12 protein-coding genes are annotated in these 21,535 nt (G+C 42.7%); 6 read left to right on the forward strand and 6 right to left on the reverse strand.

Annotated features, from left to right (window positions below; translation table 11 throughout):
- Positions 1 to 5 precede the first annotated feature (5 nt).
- The 3 genes from VB693_RS23890 to VB693_RS23900 form a co-directional block, all read right to left on the reverse strand.
- Positions 6 to 2,141: an NHLP family bacteriocin export ABC transporter peptidase/permease/ATPase subunit gene (locus VB693_RS23890; protein WP_416233415.1), complete on the reverse strand. Its 2,136-nt coding sequence runs from the start codon at positions 2,139 to 2,141 to the stop codon at positions 6 to 8.
- 372 nt (positions 2,142 to 2,513) lie between these two features.
- Complete coding sequence (locus tag VB693_RS23895) at positions 2,514 to 3,953, reverse strand: NHLP bacteriocin system secretion protein (protein WP_323268434.1); 1,440 nt, start codon at positions 3,951 to 3,953, stop codon at positions 2,514 to 2,516.
- A 48-nt stretch (positions 3,954 to 4,001) separates the two neighbouring features.
- On the reverse strand, positions 4,002 to 5,042 hold the full coding sequence (locus VB693_RS23900; RefSeq protein WP_323268435.1) for a cyclic nucleotide-binding domain-containing protein: 1,041 nt from the start codon (positions 5,040 to 5,042) through the stop codon (positions 4,002 to 4,004).
- Positions 5,043 to 5,247: 205 nt separating this feature from the next.
- On the opposite strand from VB693_RS23900, the gene VB693_RS23905 reads away from it, so the two are divergent.
- The 4 genes from VB693_RS23905 (at position 5,248) to VB693_RS23920 (ending at position 11,553) form a co-directional block, all read left to right on the forward strand.
- Positions 5,248 to 6,060, forward strand: coding sequence for a DUF928 domain-containing protein (locus VB693_RS23905; RefSeq protein ID WP_323268436.1), 813 nt, complete (start codon positions 5,248 to 5,250; stop codon positions 6,058 to 6,060).
- 114 nt (positions 6,061 to 6,174) lie between these two features.
- Entirely contained in the window at positions 6,175 to 8,409 is a 2,235-nt protein-coding gene (locus tag VB693_RS23910) for an adenylate/guanylate cyclase domain-containing protein (RefSeq protein ID WP_323268437.1), read from the forward strand.
- 88 nt (positions 8,410 to 8,497) lie between these two features.
- The gene (locus tag VB693_RS23915; protein ID WP_323268438.1) at positions 8,498 to 11,155 is read left to right on the forward strand and encodes an NHLP bacteriocin export ABC transporter permease/ATPase subunit; all 2,658 of its coding nucleotides are present in this window, start codon (positions 8,498 to 8,500) and stop codon (positions 11,153 to 11,155) included.
- 164 nt (positions 11,156 to 11,319) lie between these two features.
- Positions 11,320 to 11,553, forward strand: a complete 234-nt coding sequence (locus VB693_RS23920) for a hypothetical protein (protein ID WP_323268439.1) — start codon at positions 11,320 to 11,322, stop codon at positions 11,551 to 11,553.
- A 63-nt stretch (positions 11,554 to 11,616) separates the two neighbouring features.
- On the opposite strand, the gene VB693_RS23925 is transcribed toward VB693_RS23920, so the two are convergent.
- Genes VB693_RS23925 through VB693_RS23935 form a run of 3 tightly spaced genes read right to left on the reverse strand, consistent with a single transcriptional unit; the run spans position 11,617 to position 17,162 of the window.
- Positions 11,617 to 13,119 carry an MBL fold metallo-hydrolase gene (locus VB693_RS23925; RefSeq protein WP_323268440.1) on the reverse strand — a complete coding sequence of 501 codons (1,503 nt, stop codon included), beginning with the start codon at positions 13,117 to 13,119 and terminating at the stop codon, positions 11,617 to 11,619.
- 1 nt (position 13,120) lies between these two features.
- Positions 13,121 to 15,415, reverse strand: a complete 2,295-nt coding sequence (locus VB693_RS23930) for a lantibiotic dehydratase (RefSeq protein WP_323268441.1) — start codon at positions 15,413 to 15,415, stop codon at positions 13,121 to 13,123.
- Complete coding sequence (locus VB693_RS23935) at positions 15,408 to 17,162, reverse strand: MBL fold metallo-hydrolase (protein WP_323268442.1); 1,755 nt, start codon at positions 17,160 to 17,162, stop codon at positions 15,408 to 15,410. The genes VB693_RS23930 and VB693_RS23935 overlap by 8 nt, the downstream gene beginning before the upstream one ends.
- 226 nt (positions 17,163 to 17,388) lie before the next feature.
- Between VB693_RS23935 and VB693_RS23940 the strand changes: the two genes are divergently transcribed.
- Positions 17,389 to 18,891: a tryptophan halogenase family protein gene (locus VB693_RS23940; RefSeq protein ID WP_323268443.1), complete on the forward strand. Its 1,503-nt coding sequence runs from the start codon at positions 17,389 to 17,391 to the stop codon at positions 18,889 to 18,891.
- Positions 18,876 to 21,503, forward strand: a complete 2,628-nt coding sequence (locus VB693_RS23945) for a tryptophan halogenase family protein (RefSeq protein ID WP_323268444.1) — start codon at positions 18,876 to 18,878, stop codon at positions 21,501 to 21,503. Before VB693_RS23940 ends, VB693_RS23945 begins: the two co-directional genes overlap by 16 nt.
- Positions 21,504 to 21,535: the final 32 nt, after the last annotated feature.

The following is a 21,535-nucleotide window of genomic DNA, read 5'->3' on the forward strand; positions in this document are numbered from 1 at the left end:
TTCAACTAAACATTAGCTTGCTCTGACTGAATTAACCTAGCATAAGGGCTATCAATCTGTGACATCTCTTGGTGGCTACCTCGCTGCACGACTTTACCCTGTTCTAGAACAATGATTTCATCACAGTCGCGGATGGTACTTAAACGGTGAGCCACAATAATGCAAGAACAACCCCGATAGCGCAGATTTCGGTCAATGATTTTTTCCGTTTCTGCATCTAAAGCACTGGTAGCTTCATCCATGACTAAAATTGTGGGTTCGTTGACTAATGCACGAGCAATTTCTAAACGTTGGCGTTGTCCACCACTAAAATTAGCCGCACCTTCCAGTAAGTTACCTTCATACCCTCCAGGTAAGGCTAGAATTACTTCATGAATTGCCGCATCTTTACAAGCTCGCACTAGTTGAGAATTAGTTACTGTATCATCCCACAAAGTTAAATTATCCCGTACAGTGCCGGCATACAAAAAGATTTCTTGTTCTACCATTGCTAAAGAATTAGATAGTATTGCCCTAGGAATTTGTTCTCTAGGAATACCATCAAAAAGAATTTGACCCGACCACGGTTGATAAAGTCCTGCTACTAATTTGGCAACAGTTGATTTACCAGAACCACTACCACCAACTAAGGCTACTCTCTGTCCTGGTTTGAGTTGAAAACTTAAGTCTTGAATCAGAGGATTATCTGTGCGTGAGTAGCCAAAGGTGACATTTTTTAATTCTATATATCCCTGAAGTTGACAATACTGTAGTGGTTGAGTTGTAGAAATATGCAAATTTTGACTGTCTAATTCTGAGTCGGTTGGATTTTGTAACACATCATCTAAACGATTTAAGTCACCTTCTAGTTCCTGGAGGGTACTGCCAAAATTAACTAGAGAGTTAACTGGTGTTAGAAAGCTAGTCATTAAACTTTGAAAAGCCACCAACATACCAATACTCAAGTGTCCATCCATCACTCTTAGCCCCCCAATAACTAAAATTGATAGGGAGCTTAAACCAGTTAAGAATGCAGGTAAAACACCTAATACTTGATTAGTAATGCCTAGTTCTTGCTGACCGTTGATAAATTTTGTGTAATAACCAGACCAACGAGCAAAAAAATCAGATTCTAATGCTGATGCTTTGAGAGTTTCCATACTCTGGAGGGCAGCGATTTCTGTACCTGCAACTTTCCCCCGGTCTTGGATGGTTCGCATATAAATATCTGTGCGTTGCCGCGAAACTGACTGCAATGTCAACATATTAATGGCAGCAAAACAGATCGCGATCGCAGTTAGCACGCCATCATAAGCAAACATCACAATAGCATAAAATACCACCATCACAGTATCTATTACGGTTCTAGCTAATTGACCAGATAATACTTCTGCTACTTTGGTATTAATATTAATCCGACTGCTAATTTCTCCGGCAAATCTTTGGGCATAAAATCCCACTGGCAACCGCAAAATATGGTGAATAAATTGCCCTGACATTTCCACTGATAGCTTAATATTTAGTTTTCTGAGAAATTGCCTTTGCAGTAACGTCAGCCACGCTTGAATAATCACGGTGATTGCCATCCCCAAAATCAGGGGACGCAGCCAGTCTGTACGATTTTCTATCAATATATTATCTACAAATATCTGGTTAAAAACTGGTAGAACTAAGCCGGGAATAACTAGAAAAAATCCTGCCAGTAAACAATAGAGAATTGCCCCAAAAGAACCTCGTAAGCGGTCAATCAACGAGCCAATTAAGCTAGGTTTGCGGCCTCCCTTTTGAAATTCTGACCCTGGTTCTATGATCAGCACAACGCCTGTATAAGCTTCATCAAATTCTTGACAGGAAACTCGCCTTGGGCCTGTTGCTGGGTCATTAAGATAAACCCAATTTTTTTTAAATCCCTCGACTACTAAAAAATGATTGAAATTCCAAAAGACAATATATGGTGGACGGAGTGTTTTTAATTGCTCCAACTGTTTTTTAAAACCTTTAGCCTGCATTCCGTAGTTTCTGGCAGCTTTAATCATATTAGAAGCTTTGCTACCATCACGGGAAACGCCGCAATTTTGCCGCAGTTCTGCTAATGGTACAATTTTGCGGTAGTACGCCAAAATAATTCCTAAAGCGGCCGCGCCACACTCTACGGCTTCCATTTGCAAGAGAGTAGGAGTTTTCACACGGGAGAGGATTTGATTTTGTGCTGTTCCTAAATCTGGCGGTGGCGTTTTTTTATGGAAGGGATTGAGGTTTGGAATTGAGACAATTAAATTCATTGGTAGAGAGAGGGAACAGAAAGTTGATTTACGAGCCAGAAAGTTGATTTACGAGTCAGAAAGTTGATTTATAAGTCAGAAAGTTGATTTATAAGCCAGAAAGTTGATTTATAAGTCGCAAACTTGATTTATAAGTCAGAAAGTTAATTTACAGAGACTCCGGTGTAAATATTGCAGATTTAGCCTATGCTTGCTGCTGTTTTTTCCTATTGCTGATTTTTTATTGACTATTGAGACAGTCGCTACTTACCTTTAGTTAATCCCAGAAAATTCACGAAGAATTGGCAAGACGTAAGTAATTGGGGCTTGCTCCGCTACTTTCACCCGCACACTGGTAGTTGTTCCCGCAGAAATGTTTAATTTTGGCCCCTGGGAAGAAGACCAACGATAACCGCTAAAGGTAGCTGGGTCTATCACCATTTCTGCTCTTACTTCCATATCTCCGCCGCCAGTTGGTAAAATTTTTGCTACTAAGTCAGGATTACCAATGATAGAATTTGCACCTACTTTAGTGACGGGTAAGGGAGAAACAGAGGTAACTTGAGCAACGATACCGCCGAAGCGTTCTCTTTTCACAGAATCGGGGGTGATTTGTAGGGTCATTCCTGGTTGAATCTGCTTGCCATCTTTGACGTTAAAATAAGAGACGGCAATGAGTGGGGTGTTTTTGTCGCTGCTGTTGACAGATACAAGAGGAGTTCCGGGACTGGCAACTTGACCAACAAAAGTGGAAACTTCTAACACACAACCACTACTGATGCTGACAATTTGGCTATTATCTAATATTTGTTTTTCTAGTTGAGCGATCGCTCGATTTACTTCTTCAATTTGATTAACTTTAGTATTAATATTTTCTACGTTTTCTTGATCAATACGTTTACTCCTGGTTTCTAAGTCTTTTAATTGCGCTTGCAGTTCTCCTACAGAACTAAGATTTCCTAAGTATCTCTGCTGTGCTTCTGTTTCCTGCACATCTAACTGCTTAAGTTGAGCTTGAATCTCATACACACTTTGCAACTGGAGTTTATATTCTTGCTCTGCTTGTAATAATGTATCTTTGGCAATTGCTCCCGCATCTAAAAGCTGCTGACGCTTCTGGAGTCTATCTTGGAGGACAGGAACAAGTTCTGTTGCATCATTGAGACGTTGTTGTAAACTAATACGCTGCTGGTGGATAGCATTTAAGCCTTTTTCATAAAATGCAGGCGTAAGAGTTTGGGTGTCTCGCAAACGTTGAATGTAACTTGCTTTAGCAGACGCGATCGCTTCTTTTTCTTTTGTGGTGCGTTGTCGCTGGAGTAAGATAGAATACTGGCTTTGTGATTGCAATTGCGCCACTTTCGAGCGTTGGAGTTGCAATTGCTGTTTGAGATCAGTAGGATCAATTGTGGCTAGGATATGTCCTTTTTCGATACATTGTCCGGTTTTAACATTCAGACTTTTTAACTGTCCTGAGATGGGGGACTCAAAAGTTATGACTTGATTAGGTTTAATCAGTATCCCCTTACCTGAAACCGTAATGGGAATCCGTCCAAAAATACTCCAAACTAACCCCAAGAAGATAAAACTACCCAAAGTAGCCAAAGGTAGCCAATCTAAAGGGTTGACTATCTGCATTAATTGATCCAATCTTTCTGGAGAAGATAAACGCTCCAGTGATTCTTTGCGAAATATGCTTTCTTTGTCAGCCATTCATTTGTTAATTCGTAATTTGTAACTGATCCTTTCTACCTTATGTCTTCAAGATTGCCTATTGAGCCGTTTAATCATCCAGTCAAATCTAGCACCTGCTAGGGCGGTATTGTCTAAGGTATCTAAGTCGATTTCATCTTCAACTTCGATATCTTCGGATAAGAGTTGGTCTAGTTGGTAGGCTAATTTACCGAATCCTCGACGGAATAATCTATCACGAATTCTATCTGTTAAAATCACAGCGATCGCTCGATAAAAACGGGCTGTAAATCCTGTATCTTGCTTTAATTTTTCTGCTAGTATGTGCTGTGGTAGTGCTAATAATACGGAAGATTCTGCTGCTTTGACTGTGGCAGAGGCGGTTGTAGTTTCTACAAAGGACATTTCTCCTAAAATTTCACCCTTGACTGATTTAGCAATTTCTTTTTGAGTCAGTTCATTTTGTGATGTGGTAACAAAAATCCCTAATTTCCCATCTAACAATATATATAATGCCTCAACAGGTTTACCTTCCTCAATCAGCATCGTCCCCGGATTCACTTGCGTTCTGATTCCCTGAGAAATCATCCAATCAATATCACTATCATTCAAGATGGCAAAGACAAATAAAACTTTTCGTAGTGGTTCACTTGGAACTACTTTGTTTTTAGTCAAAAAGTCAGTTAATCTTCTCAATTGCTGTGACAGTGAAATAGATAGCATTTGATAAAAATTAGCAGCAAATTCTGTATCTTGCTCTAACTTTTTAATTAACAAAAGCCTAGGTAAAGATAATACTCGTGAGTTTTCTAAGGCGATGAAACTACTAGATGGGGGACGATTATCTATAAAAGATAGAGATTCTGCAATTTCTCCAGCAGCCACACGATCAATTTCTACTGCATCTTCTATATTTCCCGTAGGAGAAACACAAATACTTAATGCTCCTGCTAACAAAATTTCTACTGTATTAAGAACTGCTTCACCTTCTTGAATTAGAACTTCACCAGTATGATACTCTGTGAATTTACTTACACTGAGAATCCAATCAATATCGCTATCTCTAAAAGCTGCAAAATTAGAAAAATTAGCCAGTATTTCTCTGAGCATAGTATCTAAACTTGATTATGAGTGGAATTAAATTATCTGTTACACTAAAATGTAGACTTTTAACCTTGATATGATAGTTAAAAATCTTTTGGACTAAAAGCCAATATTAGTTTTATTATGAGTAATTAATTTAACTAAATATCACCTTTTGCGTTAGTAAAAATAATTGTTGTTTTTACAGTGTGGAAAATTAACCTAACTTAATATGAATTTGATAACAAAATTTATAAACCTGATAGCAGTTCCTCTCTCTCTAGGATTATCAATCATTTATATTTTGCCCAGAGTGGGAATAGCTGAATCACCGAGAAGATTGCAGAATTGGCAAATCAGTCAGAAATTTATCCCCCCAAATCGCCAAGCACCCCGGACTACGGCTGGTGGGGGAAGCCGTGGTGATTCCTGCGATTTAGCAAGTAATGAAACTTTACAGCCTTTAATACCTCAAAATAAATTAGGTTTAACTTTGGCTGAACGTCCGACACTCTACTGGTTTGTGCCACAAATCAGCGTGCCAACTGCACACTTTTCCATCCTAGATGACAAAGGTATAGTCTACGCAACGACTGTTAAACTTCCTAATAAACCGGGCATTATTGGCTTTACTCTCCCATCCAACGCACCGAGTCTAAAGGTTGGTAAACAATATCACTGGTATTTTGCGATCGCCTGCAATCCCGAAGAACCAGAAAAAGAGATGACTGTAGATGGTTGGATAGAACGCATCCAAACCACTTCCGCTTTATCACAACAGCTAGCCAGAACAAATCCCCAGCAACTCTCCCAAGTCTATGCTAATGCTGGCATTTGGCATGAAGCGTTACATACCTTAGTAAAACAACGTCTTGCTAATCCTAACGATAGACAAAGCCCCGCCGTAGGTGATCTTACAGTTACAGCTAATTGGCAAGTATTGTTAGAGTCAGTCGGCTTAAAAAACTTAGTTTCCCAACCTTTGATCAATAAATATAGAGAAAATACCCAGCCCCCACAACATAGGCACAGATGCAAGCCTTGAAACTCAGACCTCCTTAATTACGTAGACGCAAGCCTTTCTTACCGAGGTGTTAGCCGTAGGCTATTACGAATTACGTTAGCGGAGCGGGACGTTAGTCCATTACGAATTAATCCCATGTGGAGTCCAATTAAAAAACAAATTTGGCAATGGCGCGGTATCTTAATCACTGCTCCCAGTGTAGGCATATTTGTCTTCATCCTGCGCTTGAGTGGACTATTGCAGATGTTGGAATTAGCCGCACTGGATCAAATGTTTTTGTTACGTCCTCCAGAATCTATAGACTCGCGTATTGTCATTGTTGAAATTAATGAATCTGATGTGCAAAAACTCGGTAAGCGCGGTAATTGGCCTTTACCAGATGGGTTACTGTCCAAGATTTTAGAAAATATAAAACAACAAAAACCCAGTGCTATAGGTTTAGATTTATATCGAGATTTACCAGTAGGTTCTGGTTATGATTCATTAGTGAAAGTATTTGAGTCTACACCCAATTTAATTGGCGTGCAGAAAGTTGCTGAAAGTGATGATAGTTCAGCAGTTGCACCACCGCCATCTCTGAAAAAAATAGGACAAGTAGGTGCAAATGATTTTCCTTTAGATGGGGATGGTAAAGTTCGCCGTAATTTGCTGTATTTAGCCGATAAAAGTGAGGAAAATGTCTTTAGTTTTGCCTTTAAATTAGCCTATCTTTATTTGAGCGATCGCAGTATTGATGTCGGACAAACAGATAATTTTTTAGTCAAAACAGGAAAGGTAATTTACCCTTTATTTAAAGGTAATGATGGTGGTTATATCCGAGCCGAAGACCAAGGTTATCAGGTAATTATAAATTATCGCCATTCTAGGCAAGATTTTCAGCGTATATCAATCATAGATGTGTTAGAAAATCGTATTCCCAAGGATTTACTAAAGGGACGCATTGTATTAATTGGCTCTACTGCCGAAAGTCTCAAAGACCTATTTTATACACCTTATAGCAGCTCGATATTGACAGCACCAAAACGCATGGCAGGAGTAGTAATTCATGCTCATGCTATCAGTCAAATTTTAAGTGCGACTGTAGATAATCGACCCTTAATTAAAACTTGGCATAAACCGCAAGAATGGTTGTGGATTTCTCTGTGGGCCTTAATTGGTGCAACATTAAGATGGCAACAAAGATATAGTGGTACATCTAAAAGCAAATCACTATTACCTCTGATTAGCTTATTACTGGCCGGATGTAGTCTTATAGGTATTAGTTATCTTGCTTTTCTGGCAGGGTGGTGGATTCCTATCGTCCCATCATTAATTACGTTAATTGGTTCAGGAATTGCGGTGACTGCTTATGTTGCTAGGACTGCGGGATCTATTCGCAAAACCTTTGGTCGTTACCTTACTGATGAAGTAGTTGCCAATTTATTAGAAAATCCTGAAGGTTTGAAACTGGGCGGAGAACGCAAAAAAATCACAATTCTCACCTCTGATTTAAGAGGTTTTACCGCAACGGCTGAGAGATTATCGGCGGAGGAAGTAATTAAAATTATTAACCTTTATTTGGGATATATGGCAGATATCATCACTCAATATCAAGGAACTATTGATGAGTTTATGGGTGATGGCATTTTAGTTTTATTTGGTGCGCCTATTACTAGAAAAGATGATGGTACTAGAGCTATTGCTTGTGCAGTGGCGATGCAGTTAGCAATGGCAGATGTGAATGAAAAAATCCAGCAAATGGGATTACCAAAACTCGAAATGGGGATTGGTATTAATACAGCAGAAGTAGTAGTAGGTAATATTGGTTCAGAAAAACGCACTAAATATGGAATTATTGGTAGTCAAGTAAATTTAACTTATCGGATTGAATCTTATACAGTCGGTGGACAAATTTTTGTTTCCGAATCAACTATTAACGAAACTGGTGCTGTCGTCAAAATTATTGGACAGAAAGAAGTACAAGCAAAAGGGGTGACAAAACCCATCAAAATATATGAAATTGGTGGAATTACAGGAGAATACAATTTGTATCTGACTCAAGAAGCAGAAATATTTTGGCAACTACCAGCAGCGATTCCCCTACAGTATGCAATTTTGGATGGTAAAGACGTAGATAGCACTGTGAGAAAAGGCAACTTAGTTAAGCTGTCAACCAAAGGAGCGCAAATCTGCCATGATTCAGCAGAAAATCCTGTAGTTTTGCAACCATTTACTAATCTGAAACTAAATTTTTTTCTACATGATACTGCCGCAACAAGTGAAGATACTTATGCTAAAGTCTTAGACAAAACCGCAGAACCAAACAGTTTTTATATTTGCTTTACCAACATACCGCCAGCAGTGGCAGCACAATTTCATAGCATGAGGTAATGGTTCGTAGTAAGGACTTTAGTCCTTATTTTCTAAGCACTAAAGTGCTGACTACAAACTAATTAATTGAAAAATGCCATAAGTTCAAATGAATGATTCCAAGTTACTGCTCACAGGTAATCAGTCCATAATTTTAGATGATCATCACACAGTTTGGCAGATTAAATCTGGTGCGATCGCGCTGTTTGCTATTCCCCTCCACCAAGGGATTGAGGGGATTCGTCGTTATCTATTCACAGTCAATGCCGGGGAAGCATTATTTGGGATAGCGACGAAAACGCATAAAATTTTAGCGGTATCGATGGAAGAGACTGTACTGTGGCAACTAACTAGAGATGACTGGCAGAAAGATGAGTCTCAAGGTTTTCTGGAGTTAGTGCAGACTTGGGGGAAAAATATCTGTAGTTGTGTAGGCGATCGCTGGGTAATTCCGCCTGTGTTATCCGATCCGCAAAAGCTGAGTAGTTGGGACACCATCCAAGTCACTCTTAATGAACTGCACAGCGATTTCTGCCAAATTCTAGTCCAAATAGAACAGGAGGAGTTAGCCGCCAAATTGCAGCAATTCCAAGCACGACAACAACTTAACCATCAGGTAACAGTTGGAGCTTTAGGTAATTTGGCATCAGTTCTCAAACCCAAACAAGCGGAACTTCTGCAAGAAGGGACATCCCTTTTGATTGCCGCCGGTGCAGTAGGTAAGGCATTAGGCATCAAGATTTTGCCCCCGGCACGTTCCGAAGATATGAATCGGATCAAAGAACCCCTAGAAGCGATCGCGCGTGCATCCCGCATTCGGATTCGGCGGGTATTACTCAACGATCAATGGTGGCTAAAGGATACTAACCCTCTACTAGCATATACGTATCAAGATAACCGCCCTGTGGCAGTTTTACCAATAGGAACAAGAAATTACGAAATTTTTGACCCAGAAAATCACACTCGTACTCCTGTAAACAATAATACTGCTCAACAACTAGCTCCCTTTGCCTATGTGTTGTATCGTCCCCTACCTGATCAAAATCTAACTGCGATCGATCTGTTAAAGTTTGCCTTCAAGGGGCAGATGCAAGAGCTTCTGATTATCCTCCTTACAGGTACAGTCGCTGCATTTCTAGGGATGTTAACCCCCTTGGCTACTGGTATCCTCATTGATGCTGCCATTCCCGATGCAGATCGGGGCTTATTACTCCAAATTGGCTTGGGTCTGTTAGCAGCCAGTTTTGGCACAATGATTTTTCAAACTGCTCAAGGATTTGCCGGACTGAGACTAGACAGTAAAGGTAGTTTAGATTCCCAAGCCGCTCTCTGGGATAGATTATTAAATCTGCGAGTGTCTTTCTTCCGTCAGTATTCCATTGGGGATTTACAATCTCGTGTTTCCGCTATTACTCAAATTCGTCAAAAACTCGGCGATACAGTATTACGCACAATTTTTACTAGTTTCTTCTCCCTGCTGAATTTGGGACTGTTGTTTTTCTACAGTTCTAGTTTGGCTTTAGTTGTGCTAGCAGTAGCACTGGCGACAATCATCTTTACTACTGTCTCCGGCATACTTACCCGCCAGAAATTGCGTGCTTTAGAAGAAATAGAAGGAGATATTTTTGGTTTTACTGTCCAGATGGTTGCAGGCGTGTCTAAACTTCGTGTCAGCAGTGCAGAAGACCGCGCTTTTGCTTATTGGGCAAAAAAGTATAGTCAGCAACTCAAACTCAAACTGAGTACAGAATTGGTAGAAGATATCTTAGCTATATTTAATACTGTCATGCCAACAGTCACTACAATCATCATCTTTTGGCTAGCAGTCATCTTAATTACACAAGCCCCATCTCAAGGCAGTGTCGGATTAACTACAGGTACATTTTTAGCATTTAACTCAGCCTTTGCTATCTTTATCTTGGGTGCAACGCAACTGAGCAACACCATAGTCAGCATATTAGATATCAGTATTTTTTGGGAACGAGCAAAACCTATCTTTCAGGCTCAACCAGAAATTGACCTGAACAAAAGTAATCCAGGACGCTTAACAGGTAAAGTCAAGATTGATCATATGACGTTCCGTTACCGAGAAGACGGCCCCCTCAATTTAGATGATGTCACCATTCAGTCCGAAGCAGGAGAGTTTATTGCTTTAGTCGGGCCTTCTGGTAGCGGTAAATCTACAATTATTAGGATGTTGTTGGGGTTTGAAACACCTAAAGACGGGACGATTTACTACGATGGTCAGGATTTATCAGGATTAGATATATCAGCAGTGCGGCGACAAATTGGTGTAGTCCTGCAAAATGGGCGGATTAATAGTGCCTCAATTTTTGAAAATATTTCTAGCGGCGCATTGGTGACAATGGATGAAGCTTGGGAAGCAGCACGGATGGCCGGGTTTGCTGATGATATTAAATTCATGCCAATGGAGATGCACACAGTCATTTCCGAGGGGGGTACAAACCTATCTGGAGGACAAAGACAACGGCTATTAATTGCCCGTGCTTTGGTATTAAAACCGAGAATCCTGATTTTTGATGAAGCTACCAGTGCCTTAGATAATCGCACCCAAGCTATAGTCAGCAACAGCTTAGATAATTTGGGAGTAACGCGCATTGTGATTGCCCATCGCCTCAGCACCATTCGCAATGCTGACAGAATTTATGTGATTGAAGCTGGTCGAGTTGTCCAGCAAGGTAAGTTTGAGGAATTAGTCTCTCAAGAGGGTTTATTTGCAACTTTGATGGCGCGACAGATGGCTTAGGGTATAGGGGAGTCTGTCATTCTTTGCGTAAAACCCTCTCTATCTGGTGAATGTAAATATATAGAGATTTTCAATTGTACAAAATACGCACTTATGTAAAGGGCAAGATATTGCTTCTTTGCAACAGAGTTTTGTATTTATTAATCGCAATAGTTGATTATATTATGAATAAGATAAATCAAGCTTTTACTATTACATCAATTTCTATTTTTGTAGGATTATCTCTTATTTCTGGTATATCTACAAGAATGAATACAGAATCACAGTTTAGTGTAATATCTGTGCCGAAAATTTCGCATCAAAAAACTAATCAACCCTTTATTGCTCCCAATAGAGGGACACCTCAAACTACTGCCGGTGGAGGAATTCGTGGTTTTTACTTGCAACCACAACTGTAAAAAATCAGGGTTGCATAGCAGCGTTGAGAATTGATTATTAGTATATTTTTATTTTTTAAGATATCAAGATTTCGTGCTTTGAGAGCCTGAATCATTAACATAAGGCCAAGACTGATTCTGCACTAATAATTTATCTGCTTCTGCAAACATTAGAGAATCCCCAGGGCGAAGTAAGCAAATCGATACGGGAGATGCGATCGCTCCATCTTTACGAGTCCCAGAACGCTGATTTGCTACCTGATAAACATGGTCTGGGGTGGGGTCAACAGCCATGATGTGTGCTTGTGAACCATCTAGACAAGGGCCAAGACCACGCTGCCAAAACCAGGGCGCACCCCCATCTGAGTACGGTACAAGGTGTTTGGCATTCCAGATTTCAGCTACATCAATGACATCATCGGCATCACACATCATTTTTTGCCGGACTTGCCAAATCTTCTCAGGTACAAAAGTCAGATACCGGGCAACGGAGGAAAATAGATACTGAATCGGATATAGTCCAAAACCACGATAGCCGCCAAAGAGAGTATCAAGAGAACCATAACGCTCTTTGGCTGTATCTGCTAGTTTTTTGACATTTCCCAGACAGTCATTACCAGAATCGGCGGTCAGTGCCACGCGGCGATTGTGATACTCAACCAGATAGGTGTTGCCCTGATTACGAATCTCTGGGTGGAGAACTTCCCCAACGGTCGCCTGTTCCCCGTAAAATGGCAAGGCGATGACTCGCATCCCGCCAATCTGCCTTTCTTCAAACCAGTCGAGGGTGTGAACATGATCGAACCCCAACTGACGCAGTCGCAATGCCATGTCAATTGCCAATACAGATTCTCGCCTCACGTCGGGAACAAAGATTGGCGTGTTAGCACCAAGTCTTAGCAATGTTCCTAAATCGAAATGATCAGGATGAGAATGAGTAATAAATACCGCATCAGGTTGTCCTAGTTCCTCTAGGCTGAGGGGTTGATAGTTAGGCGGATAAACCTCAGACTTGGGCAATATAAATGGATCAAACAGAATACTAGAATTGCCATCACTAAATTGTAGAGTTGAATGACCAACAAAGGCAGCATGGCCTAGTAGAGACGGTTCAGGCAAAGTATCTTGCACTAGTACGCCATAGTCATTTAACACATTCCATAACTCGTGGGCAACGGTCGTAGTGGGTGCTGTACTTCCTTGTTGCCATTCCCCTAAATATAAAGCTAAATCTGACAAGAGATGGGGAGATAATTCGAGGGTGGCGATACTTTCACCAAGATTGCGTTCCAGTTGCAGAGCAACAGGTTGAACAGCTTGAGGATCTGGATAAAGCCAATCTTCTCGCAGCACACCAGGACTTGCATACAAATCCGCCAGTCCACCAGGAATCATCGTTGCTGCCAGTAATTCCCGTGAATGCGCCACCACATCTGCAAGGCCATATTGTTGACGGTGCGCCATGATGCTTTTGCAGTAGCGTCGGATGGTAGTGTCACATTGTCCAGTGACAGCACTACCAAATTTTGTCTCGTCCTGATAAATCAGTTGGAATCTAATTTTGTTGCTTAATCTTCGACGTGTCACGTTATTTTATTCCAAATTCAAAATTGTTTGACCAGCCGTGTTCTCTTCGCGCAAACGGTAGGGCTAATTCTGCCATATAATGCTGCCCTTGAGAGTCAACTAGCCAGGGTTGATTGACTAACTCTTCGACAATTAGCCACGGGGTTTGTGCTGGCAAGTTTTTTTTGAAAAAGGACTCCAGTGCTAAGGGGCTATCCCGATGTACTAAAAGTGAATATTGACCTGCAATTTGTAGATTAAGCAGCATCGGCCAGCTATAGTCAGCTGCTAATTGCTGCCACTTAGCAAAACGCTCCATTGCAGGCATTTGGGCAAGTTCTACTAAGATTTGCCCACTCAAAACAGTCCGACGCGGACGTAAAGTAGCGTCTTGAGGTAGTCGCACACGAGGAGTAAACCGGGGTGCGGTAAGTTCAATCTGCATTGGCTGTGTAGCAGCGCGAAAAACCGCCATAGGGTTATCTTGAAAGGTAGTCCAAAGTAACTGCTCACAGATGGGGTCAAAAGTGGCGATCGCAGCTAAGGAAAACCAGAATACTGCTACGGGATTGGCACAGGAAGATAATTTTAAAAAAGGTAGCTGAGTTTTAGCATCAAGAAAAATTTTGGCATCAGCTAGGGATGGAGTATCTGGACTTGCTCCCCACAACTCAATCGGCAGCATCCCGAAGTTGGGACGAGCTAGGACATTGGGGTTACGCTCAAAGGGATTTTGTAGTTCTGCCAGCTGAATTTGATTTTGGGTTGCTAAATCTTCCAGCCTCTCTTGAAACCAAGAATGCAATAGATGATGACACTTGAGTAATTCACTAAACCGGGCAAAGATTCGCACTGGCTCATCACCAATGCCATGAACTACCTGTTGAAATGAATCAAATAAACCCACAAACAGGCAACCAAAAGGGGCTGTAGACAGGGAGGGTTTTAGGGTATTGCTACTAGTTTCTAAAACCACTTCCTCTGTGTTGTGTGATAAACAGTGTTCCCACTGTGCTATGCGGTTGACGACTGCGCGATCGCTATGAGCCTTTGTCATGTCGGCAGTTAGGTTAGATTTGAGATCACTGAGAGCAACACCCACAGCAAATTCCTGTTGCAGTCGTTCACGGAACGCCATCCGCAATGCGGAGGCGGGACTAAGATTGTGAATCCAGCAGTCTTCATAGTCTAGAAGTGTTTCTAGTAAAGCATTTTGCTGCGCCTCATCAATGGTAATCCGCAATGGTAGCCCCAAATCGCAGTGCAGCACTGGATCGGGTAGCGAGATGAGTTGAACACCAAGACCTTGGGCGAGTTCCTGAATATATGCCTTGGCTTGTTGTAGATACTCTGTTAGTGCATCCAGAGATATGACCTCAAGTTGCGCTGTTAGAGTATCGCCAAGGTGATTTAGTTGGTGAATAGCTTTGTTCCACAGATGACGATCTGACTCAATTAACCTGTCTGCCACCACTACTAAGGCTTGCCAGGGATTCTCAAATCGATAGGGCAGATCGAGTCCGCCTACAAGCACACCCCCATCGATCAACATATGCAGAATATCCTGTATTTTGGCTGCATAGTTCCAACGAGGTGAGGCTGCTACTGTTTTGGACAGTTGATCTAATGTTCCTAGTTCTAATTTTGTGAGTTCCTCCAAGAGAACATCTACGATTTCTTGAGAATCAATTTCACGCTGCTCAACTAATCCATCGGGAGTCCGTCCCCAAAAGTGCCAAGAACCATCTGCTTGTCGCTTCAAAGTGGGATTTAAACGCCAAATTGCAGCTTGACGGTATTCTGCACGCTGGGCGAGCGATCGCAATATTGTTTGCCAAGGGCGCAGATCAGGTGTAAAGGAATACTGCGCCTTTGCTGATTCCTGCTGCGCTGTCTTTCCCAATTCGACTAAACCCACACCAGCCCATAAACCGTAGGGTGTGGTGCGTCCCGTAGCCCTTGCTAGGTAACGATACAGTGCTGTTTCTAGATGGCGAATTTTTTTTGTCCGTTTCCCTTGACTGAGTGGTAGCCCACGCCGTACCTCCGTGACGAGGGATGGATTCGACAACAACAGTGCTTTCATAAACCAGGAATCGCTTGCGGTGATCTGCCACAGTCGTTCCCGTTCTTGTTCGTGTACCTGGTGATAGGCGGCTGTGTATTCTTTCCAGGTGTGAGCGTCATGATTGTGAATGGCTGCAAGTGCCAGGGTTGCAAGTTCCTGATTCCCGAAACCTTGAATAGTCTCAATAGGCCAAGCCGCAGCCCGCAAAATACCAGTCGGGGCAAACTCAAATCTTTGCCGATTATTCATTGTTTACTGAGTCTCGATGCGATCGCGCATAACAAGCTGTAGCCACGCGGCGATGATTGGCGAGCCACGGCTCAATGACGCTAGTGTAATGTTGCTCCAACTTCAGGACGGCGGTGAAATCTCGCATCACGGCTGAGTATACTTCTAGGCTTAATCCTGCTTCCTTTAACCATTGCTCTGTAGCCTGGCTATCTTGCAAATTAAACTGTTCTCGAAAAGAATCAGACATGGCTTGAATTTCCGCATCGGAAATATTCAACCCCAAACGTTCGGCTTCTTTCACCGCCAAATAAGCCAATAGAACTTTTTTGCTAATTACTCCTTCGTTTTCACCTAGACGAGTCAAAATTTGAATATCATCGGGCGTTACTAGAGAATTCTGTGCTTTCTCTAACTGATCAATGGGGATTGTTCCAGCCCCAAAATGACGAAGATAGTAAGTTAGTGGATCTGAGGGGAAATCTTCGGGGATGTTTGGCCAATGCGGAACGGCAAAACGACCATTGCGGACACAGATCACCTTTTCATAACTACGCACTTCCCCAGCTAGCCAAAAAATTAGCCCTGGTTTTTCGCCAGTCATCACCTCTGCTAGTGCTTGTCCGGCAATGTGGGTAAAGAAGTTGGCTTCTGGATGTTCACCCGACACCACGGAAAAATCCTGTGAGCGAAAATCAATGGCATAGTTCAGCAGTTCGCCATCCCCAGCATGAACTACCAATTGCCAAACCACCTGCTCAGAGGGAAACTTAGCCCAAATTGTATCAGCCTGTTTGACTGTACCTTTAAGCCATGAAAGCAGTTTCTCGGTCAGCAATACCTCCAGTTGTCGTTGTAGAGTACGCCGTGCTTCAGGTGTGGATAATCCTGTGAGGGTACTAATATCAACAGGTTGCCAACGCAACACCTCAGATGGCTTGGCTTTGACGAAATCGGCTGCTTGTTCATGTCGCTGTGGGTGCTGCCCTAGATGAAGCTCAATCACATCACCTGGACGCACTGTTGTCGCCCGTTCTGGAGAGCCAAGCCGACGTTGCAACAAGCGCACCGTTTCTTCTGCACTTAACGGAAACGCATAACGATTAAACCAGGCGTGGCGACCACTAAAGCACAGCCCAGAGGCGTAAGGGAATATTAAAGCAGGGTTGCAGGCACAAGCCGCTTCTAGCCAACTCACCACCCCTTCCCTGTCAAACGTTGCCCCCATACCGTGTTGATAGCCCATGCTAGCCCGGACTACCGGCTGATACTTAGTGGAAATCAAATCAATCGCACCGTAGGCTTGGGTGAGGCGATCGCCAATTTCTACCGTTACCTCTGCGTCCGCCATGTGCCAGAATGTCCCTGTGCCATCTCGCACCACTAACCCAAACTCTGGTTCTTCGTGGTCGGAAGGCGTAGGGAGCAAGTGAGTTTGTCCGAGTGCGATCGCTTGCCAAGGTTGACAGACTATCACATGAGAAAATCCCATTTGCTGTAACTCTGCCACGAGTTCCGGCTCATCCGCAGTGATCACAGGTAGTTCACGGGGCAGTTTTTCGAGTGTTTGGCGATGAAAGTGATCGAAGTGTCCGTGAGTCACTACTATAGCCGTCAGGTTGGGCAGTTTATCCAAGTCAAATACCCGACCAGGACAGTAGGTGAGTGTCCCGCCCATAAGCTCATCAGAGAAGCATGGATCAAGCAAGATGCGTTGATCAATAGTTTCGATATATAAAGCAGCATGACCACAGATAGTGACACGCATTATAGTTATTTCCGTATCTAATACTGTCAAAAAATCCTATCCGATTTACCTCATGACAAGTAATAATCTTTAAGTAATTTAAGAAGCAAGTCCAGAATCTATTGGTAAGATTGGTGGACTTCCTATGAATCTGGGTTAGTAGTGAGGGCTTTAGCCTTCAAAGTAATTAGAGGGCTAAAGCCCTCACTACAAGCCTCAATATAATTAATATTTTTGAGCTATTCGTGTGGAAAAAACAATACACAATGTTGTAGTTTTCGGCGGAGGTAGTGCGGGATTTCTCTCTGCCTTAGCCCTAAAGGTAAAGATGCCATCGTTGAATGTGGTGGTAGTTCATTCCACAACTATTCCCATTATTGGAGTTGGTGAAGCAACTACCGCCTGGATACCTTGGTTTCTACATCAGTATCTGGGATTAAATCGAGAGCAATTTTACGCAGAAACAAAACCCGTTTGGAAACTGGGTATTAAATTTATTTGGGGTGATCCTAGTCAGTCTCACTTCAACTATCCTTTTGTGACTCATCTGGCTGATAAACTGGCTGTTTTGCAAAAAAGCACGGCTTATTATTGTCTAGATTCCACCACCGAATCTAGTATTTACTCCCTGTTAATGGAGCAATATAAATCACCTTGCTTTCGGAAAAAAGACGGTGAGTTTGTCATTGACGAACGGTTTGGCTACCATATTGAAAATTCTAGTTTCGTTGCGTATCTAGAAAGACGAGCCGTAGAATTTGGCATTAAGATTATTGATCAACCTGTTATAGATATTACAGTCGCGGAAAATGGCGATATTCATCAACTGCGGTTTGAGGACGGAAAAACCTTAACTGGTGACTTGTTCGTTGATTGTTCTGGGTTTCGTTCCACGTTGCTAGGGGAAATTCTGCAAGAACCTTTTTGTAGTTTTGCTACGAGCTTGTTATGTAATTCTGCTGTCACAGGCTCATGGATGCGAGATGATGCGATTTATCCCTTTACCACAGCCGAAACCATGCAGGCTGGATGGTGTTGGCAAATTGATTTGCAGGATCGTGTCAATCGCGGTTATGTCTATTCATCTGCTTTCATCAGTGATGATCAGGCGTTGCAAGAGATGAAACAGAAAAATCCTCTGATGAGTAACGATGTTAGTTTGATCAGGTTTAAGTCAGGGCGGCATCAACGATTCTGGGTGAAAAATGTTGTAGCAGTAGGCAATGCGTCAGGTTTTGTAGAACCCTTGGAATCAACGGGATTACACATGATTGGCGAAACCATTAAATGTGTATGTGATGTGTTAATTGATGCAGACCAACAACCCACCCCAGGGTTAATTAATTTGGCTAATCGAGCGATCGCACAAAAGTGGGATGATATTCGTGACTTTTTATCGATTCACTTTAAGTTCAATCACTACGTAAAATCAGAGTTCTGGCAGCACTGCCAACAAAATACTGATATCGGTGAAGCAGCAGCAATAGTAGACTTTTTTCAAAACAATGGCCCATCGCCCATAGGTCAAATTCTGCTCCGCCCTAATAGTGTTTTTGGATACAACGGTTATCTGAATCTGCTGATGGGTCAACGGGTGGCGACAAAGTATCAAAATAAAAATGACACCTTGGATTTAGATTATTGGCGGCAAGTCAAAAACTATTTCATCAAAAATTGTGATAATGCCTTATCAATTCACGAGGCGATTCAGGTTGTGAAGGAAGGAAAATGTCAATGGCTGACTTCATAAATACTACTCTTCAATTACCTCGGCTTAACCCCAATGCTCATTTAATCCTCAATCCGGTGGGTGAGGTTTGTAGTTGGGTGGGTAATGACGTATTCGTTCTCGAAGGCATTCAGCCTGATACTATCCGCGAGTTGCTGGCGTTGATTGATGGTTCGCTGGAGGAAATTTATGCTCAACTAGCAAATAAGTATGATCAGCATTACCTACAGGAAATTATTTCAGCCTTAACTAAGCTGCATATCTTGGAGGAGTCCTTGACAACTGAAGCCCCACCCCAAAATCAAGGCTTCCAATTGCCTACAGTCCCTGATCGCATTAAGGAAAAAGCGATCGCTATTTTAGGCAATCACCAATTACTAACTACTCTCACTCAAAGCTTTGCCGCCGCAGGGTTTCAAAATTGCCGTGCTGTCTCCCTCAAAGATTTTGCTTCCTGCCAAACACCGGAATTTCTTGCCTTCCAGCAAGAACGGATACTTTTTAACGGCTCGGTGACAGCATCCCCAGATAGTCTAGACGCTGTGACTGTCTCTGGACTCTGTGAAATCTTGCAAGCCTTTGACTTTGTTGTTTGTGCTTTAGAAGGTTTACCATATCAAGCACTTTTCGATGTTAATAAATCAGCCTTAGCTAGTGGCAAACCCTGTTTATTCGTCACTGCTTCCCCAGACACAGCACTCATTGGCCCCACAGTGATTAGGGGTGCAACTGCTTGTTTTGGTTGTCGAGTCGTCACATTGGAAGGTGTTCCATCAGTCTTAAAGGAGATTTTGCCGCAACTGTCAACCCCTGTCACGACAGATAGTCAACTTTTCCCATCTGTAGCCCAGGCTTGTATTGAGGAAGCGATCGCAGTTTTGGCTACTTTCACACCAACTCGCGCTACTAGCGTTGTCAAAATTAATAAAAAGGGCGATCGCATTATCAAGCGGCTATTTCCCAGTGGTGAATGTCAGCAGTGTACACCGCAATTGGATGCACCGTCGGGAGTTATAGAACGAAATGCGATCGCAGCTGCGGCTGAGGAAACCAGCCGGATTTGGCCGAATCCCCTCCAAGCTAATATCCGTCCAGCCGCCGATAGTTACCAAACAGTGGGGATTTTGGGTGGCGGTACGGCGGGGTATTTAACAGCTTTGGCTTTTCGTGCCTTCCATCCAGATATTAAAGTGACATTGCTAGAATCGAGTGCCATCCCGGTGATTGGTGTGGGGGAAGCCACAACTCCTGAACTTGTAAAGTTCCTCCATAGTCCCCGCTTTTTAGGGTTGGATATCGTTGATTTTTATCGGCGGGTTGCACCTACCTGGAAGTTAGGGATTAAATTTCAGTGGGGACTACCCGATGATGATGATTTTACATTTCCCTTTCAACGTGGACGCTTACTAGAATCTGTCCTCTATGATTCCACTTTGAATAATCAATCCTTGGGGGCAATGTTGATGAATAGCGATCGCGCCCCCATTTTTGATCGAGGTGATGGTAAGCCTTTATCATTACTGCATCTGGTTCGCTGGGCTTATCACTTGGATAATCGGCGATTCATTGGCTACCTGAAAGAAGAAGCTTTAGCATCTGGGATTGAACATCTAGATGTGCAGATTTGTGATGCTCAACTTGCTCCTGATGGCGAAAACATCACCCATCTAATCACTGAGGATGGACGGAAACTAGCTTACGATTTGTATATTGATTGTTCTGGCTTCCGTTCGTTCTTACTAGAACAGAAACTAGGTTCAAAATTCGTCAGTTACCAGGATACACTCTACACCGATCAGGCGATCGCTGCCACTGTCCCCCATAATGGCACTGTCAAGCCTTACACCCTAGCGGAAACCATGAACAATGGTTGGTGCTGGAATATACCCTTTGAAGATGCCGACCATCGAGGCTATGTGTTTTCTTCGGCATTCTGTAGTGTTGACCAAGCCTTAGAAGAAATGCGTGCCAAAAATCCGGGGATGGGTGAACCTTGGTTAGTGAAGTTTCGTTCCGGGCGACATGAGCATTTTTGGAAAGGTAATGTTGTGGCAGTAGGTAATTCCTACGGTTTTGTCGAACCCCTAGAATCCACAGCACTCCATATGATTGTTTTGGAATTGGAACTCCTGCTGACCAACTTACCAGCCTCAAAACGCGATGTAGGGATTAAATCTACACTCAACCGCAAGATTAACGAACGTTGGGATGCCCTACGTTGGTTTCTGGGCATTCACTACAAATTTAATCGCCGTCTCTCCACACCCTTCTGGCAAGCAGCCAATAAAGATACAAATATTTCTGGTGCAGCCGAACGTCTAGCGTTGTTTCAGGAACGCGCACCCCTTTCTTACCGCAATTCCCTATTTTATACAGTGCATCCTCCAGAGTTTTTCTCTGACGATCACTCCTATGACACACTATTACTTGGGCAACAAGTACCTACCCGTTTTGTAGAACCTGTAGAAGATGCAGCCACCTGGAAACGTCAAATGGCAATTCTCCAAGGACTGGCTAGCACTGCCATACCCCAACACCAAGCCCTAAAATGTTTGCGGGAAACAAGACCAGATTTGCTGTATGACTTTGCCAAGCGTCGAGATAGTTGGTTACACACCTGGCTGCCGGCCTAGTACAATGAGGTAACAGTTAAAAGGCAAAAGAG

The sequence above is a fragment of the Anabaena sp. UHCC 0399 genome, assembly GCF_034931465.1.
GTDB lineage: Bacteria > Cyanobacteriota > Cyanobacteriia > Cyanobacteriales > Nostocaceae > Trichormus > Trichormus minutissimus.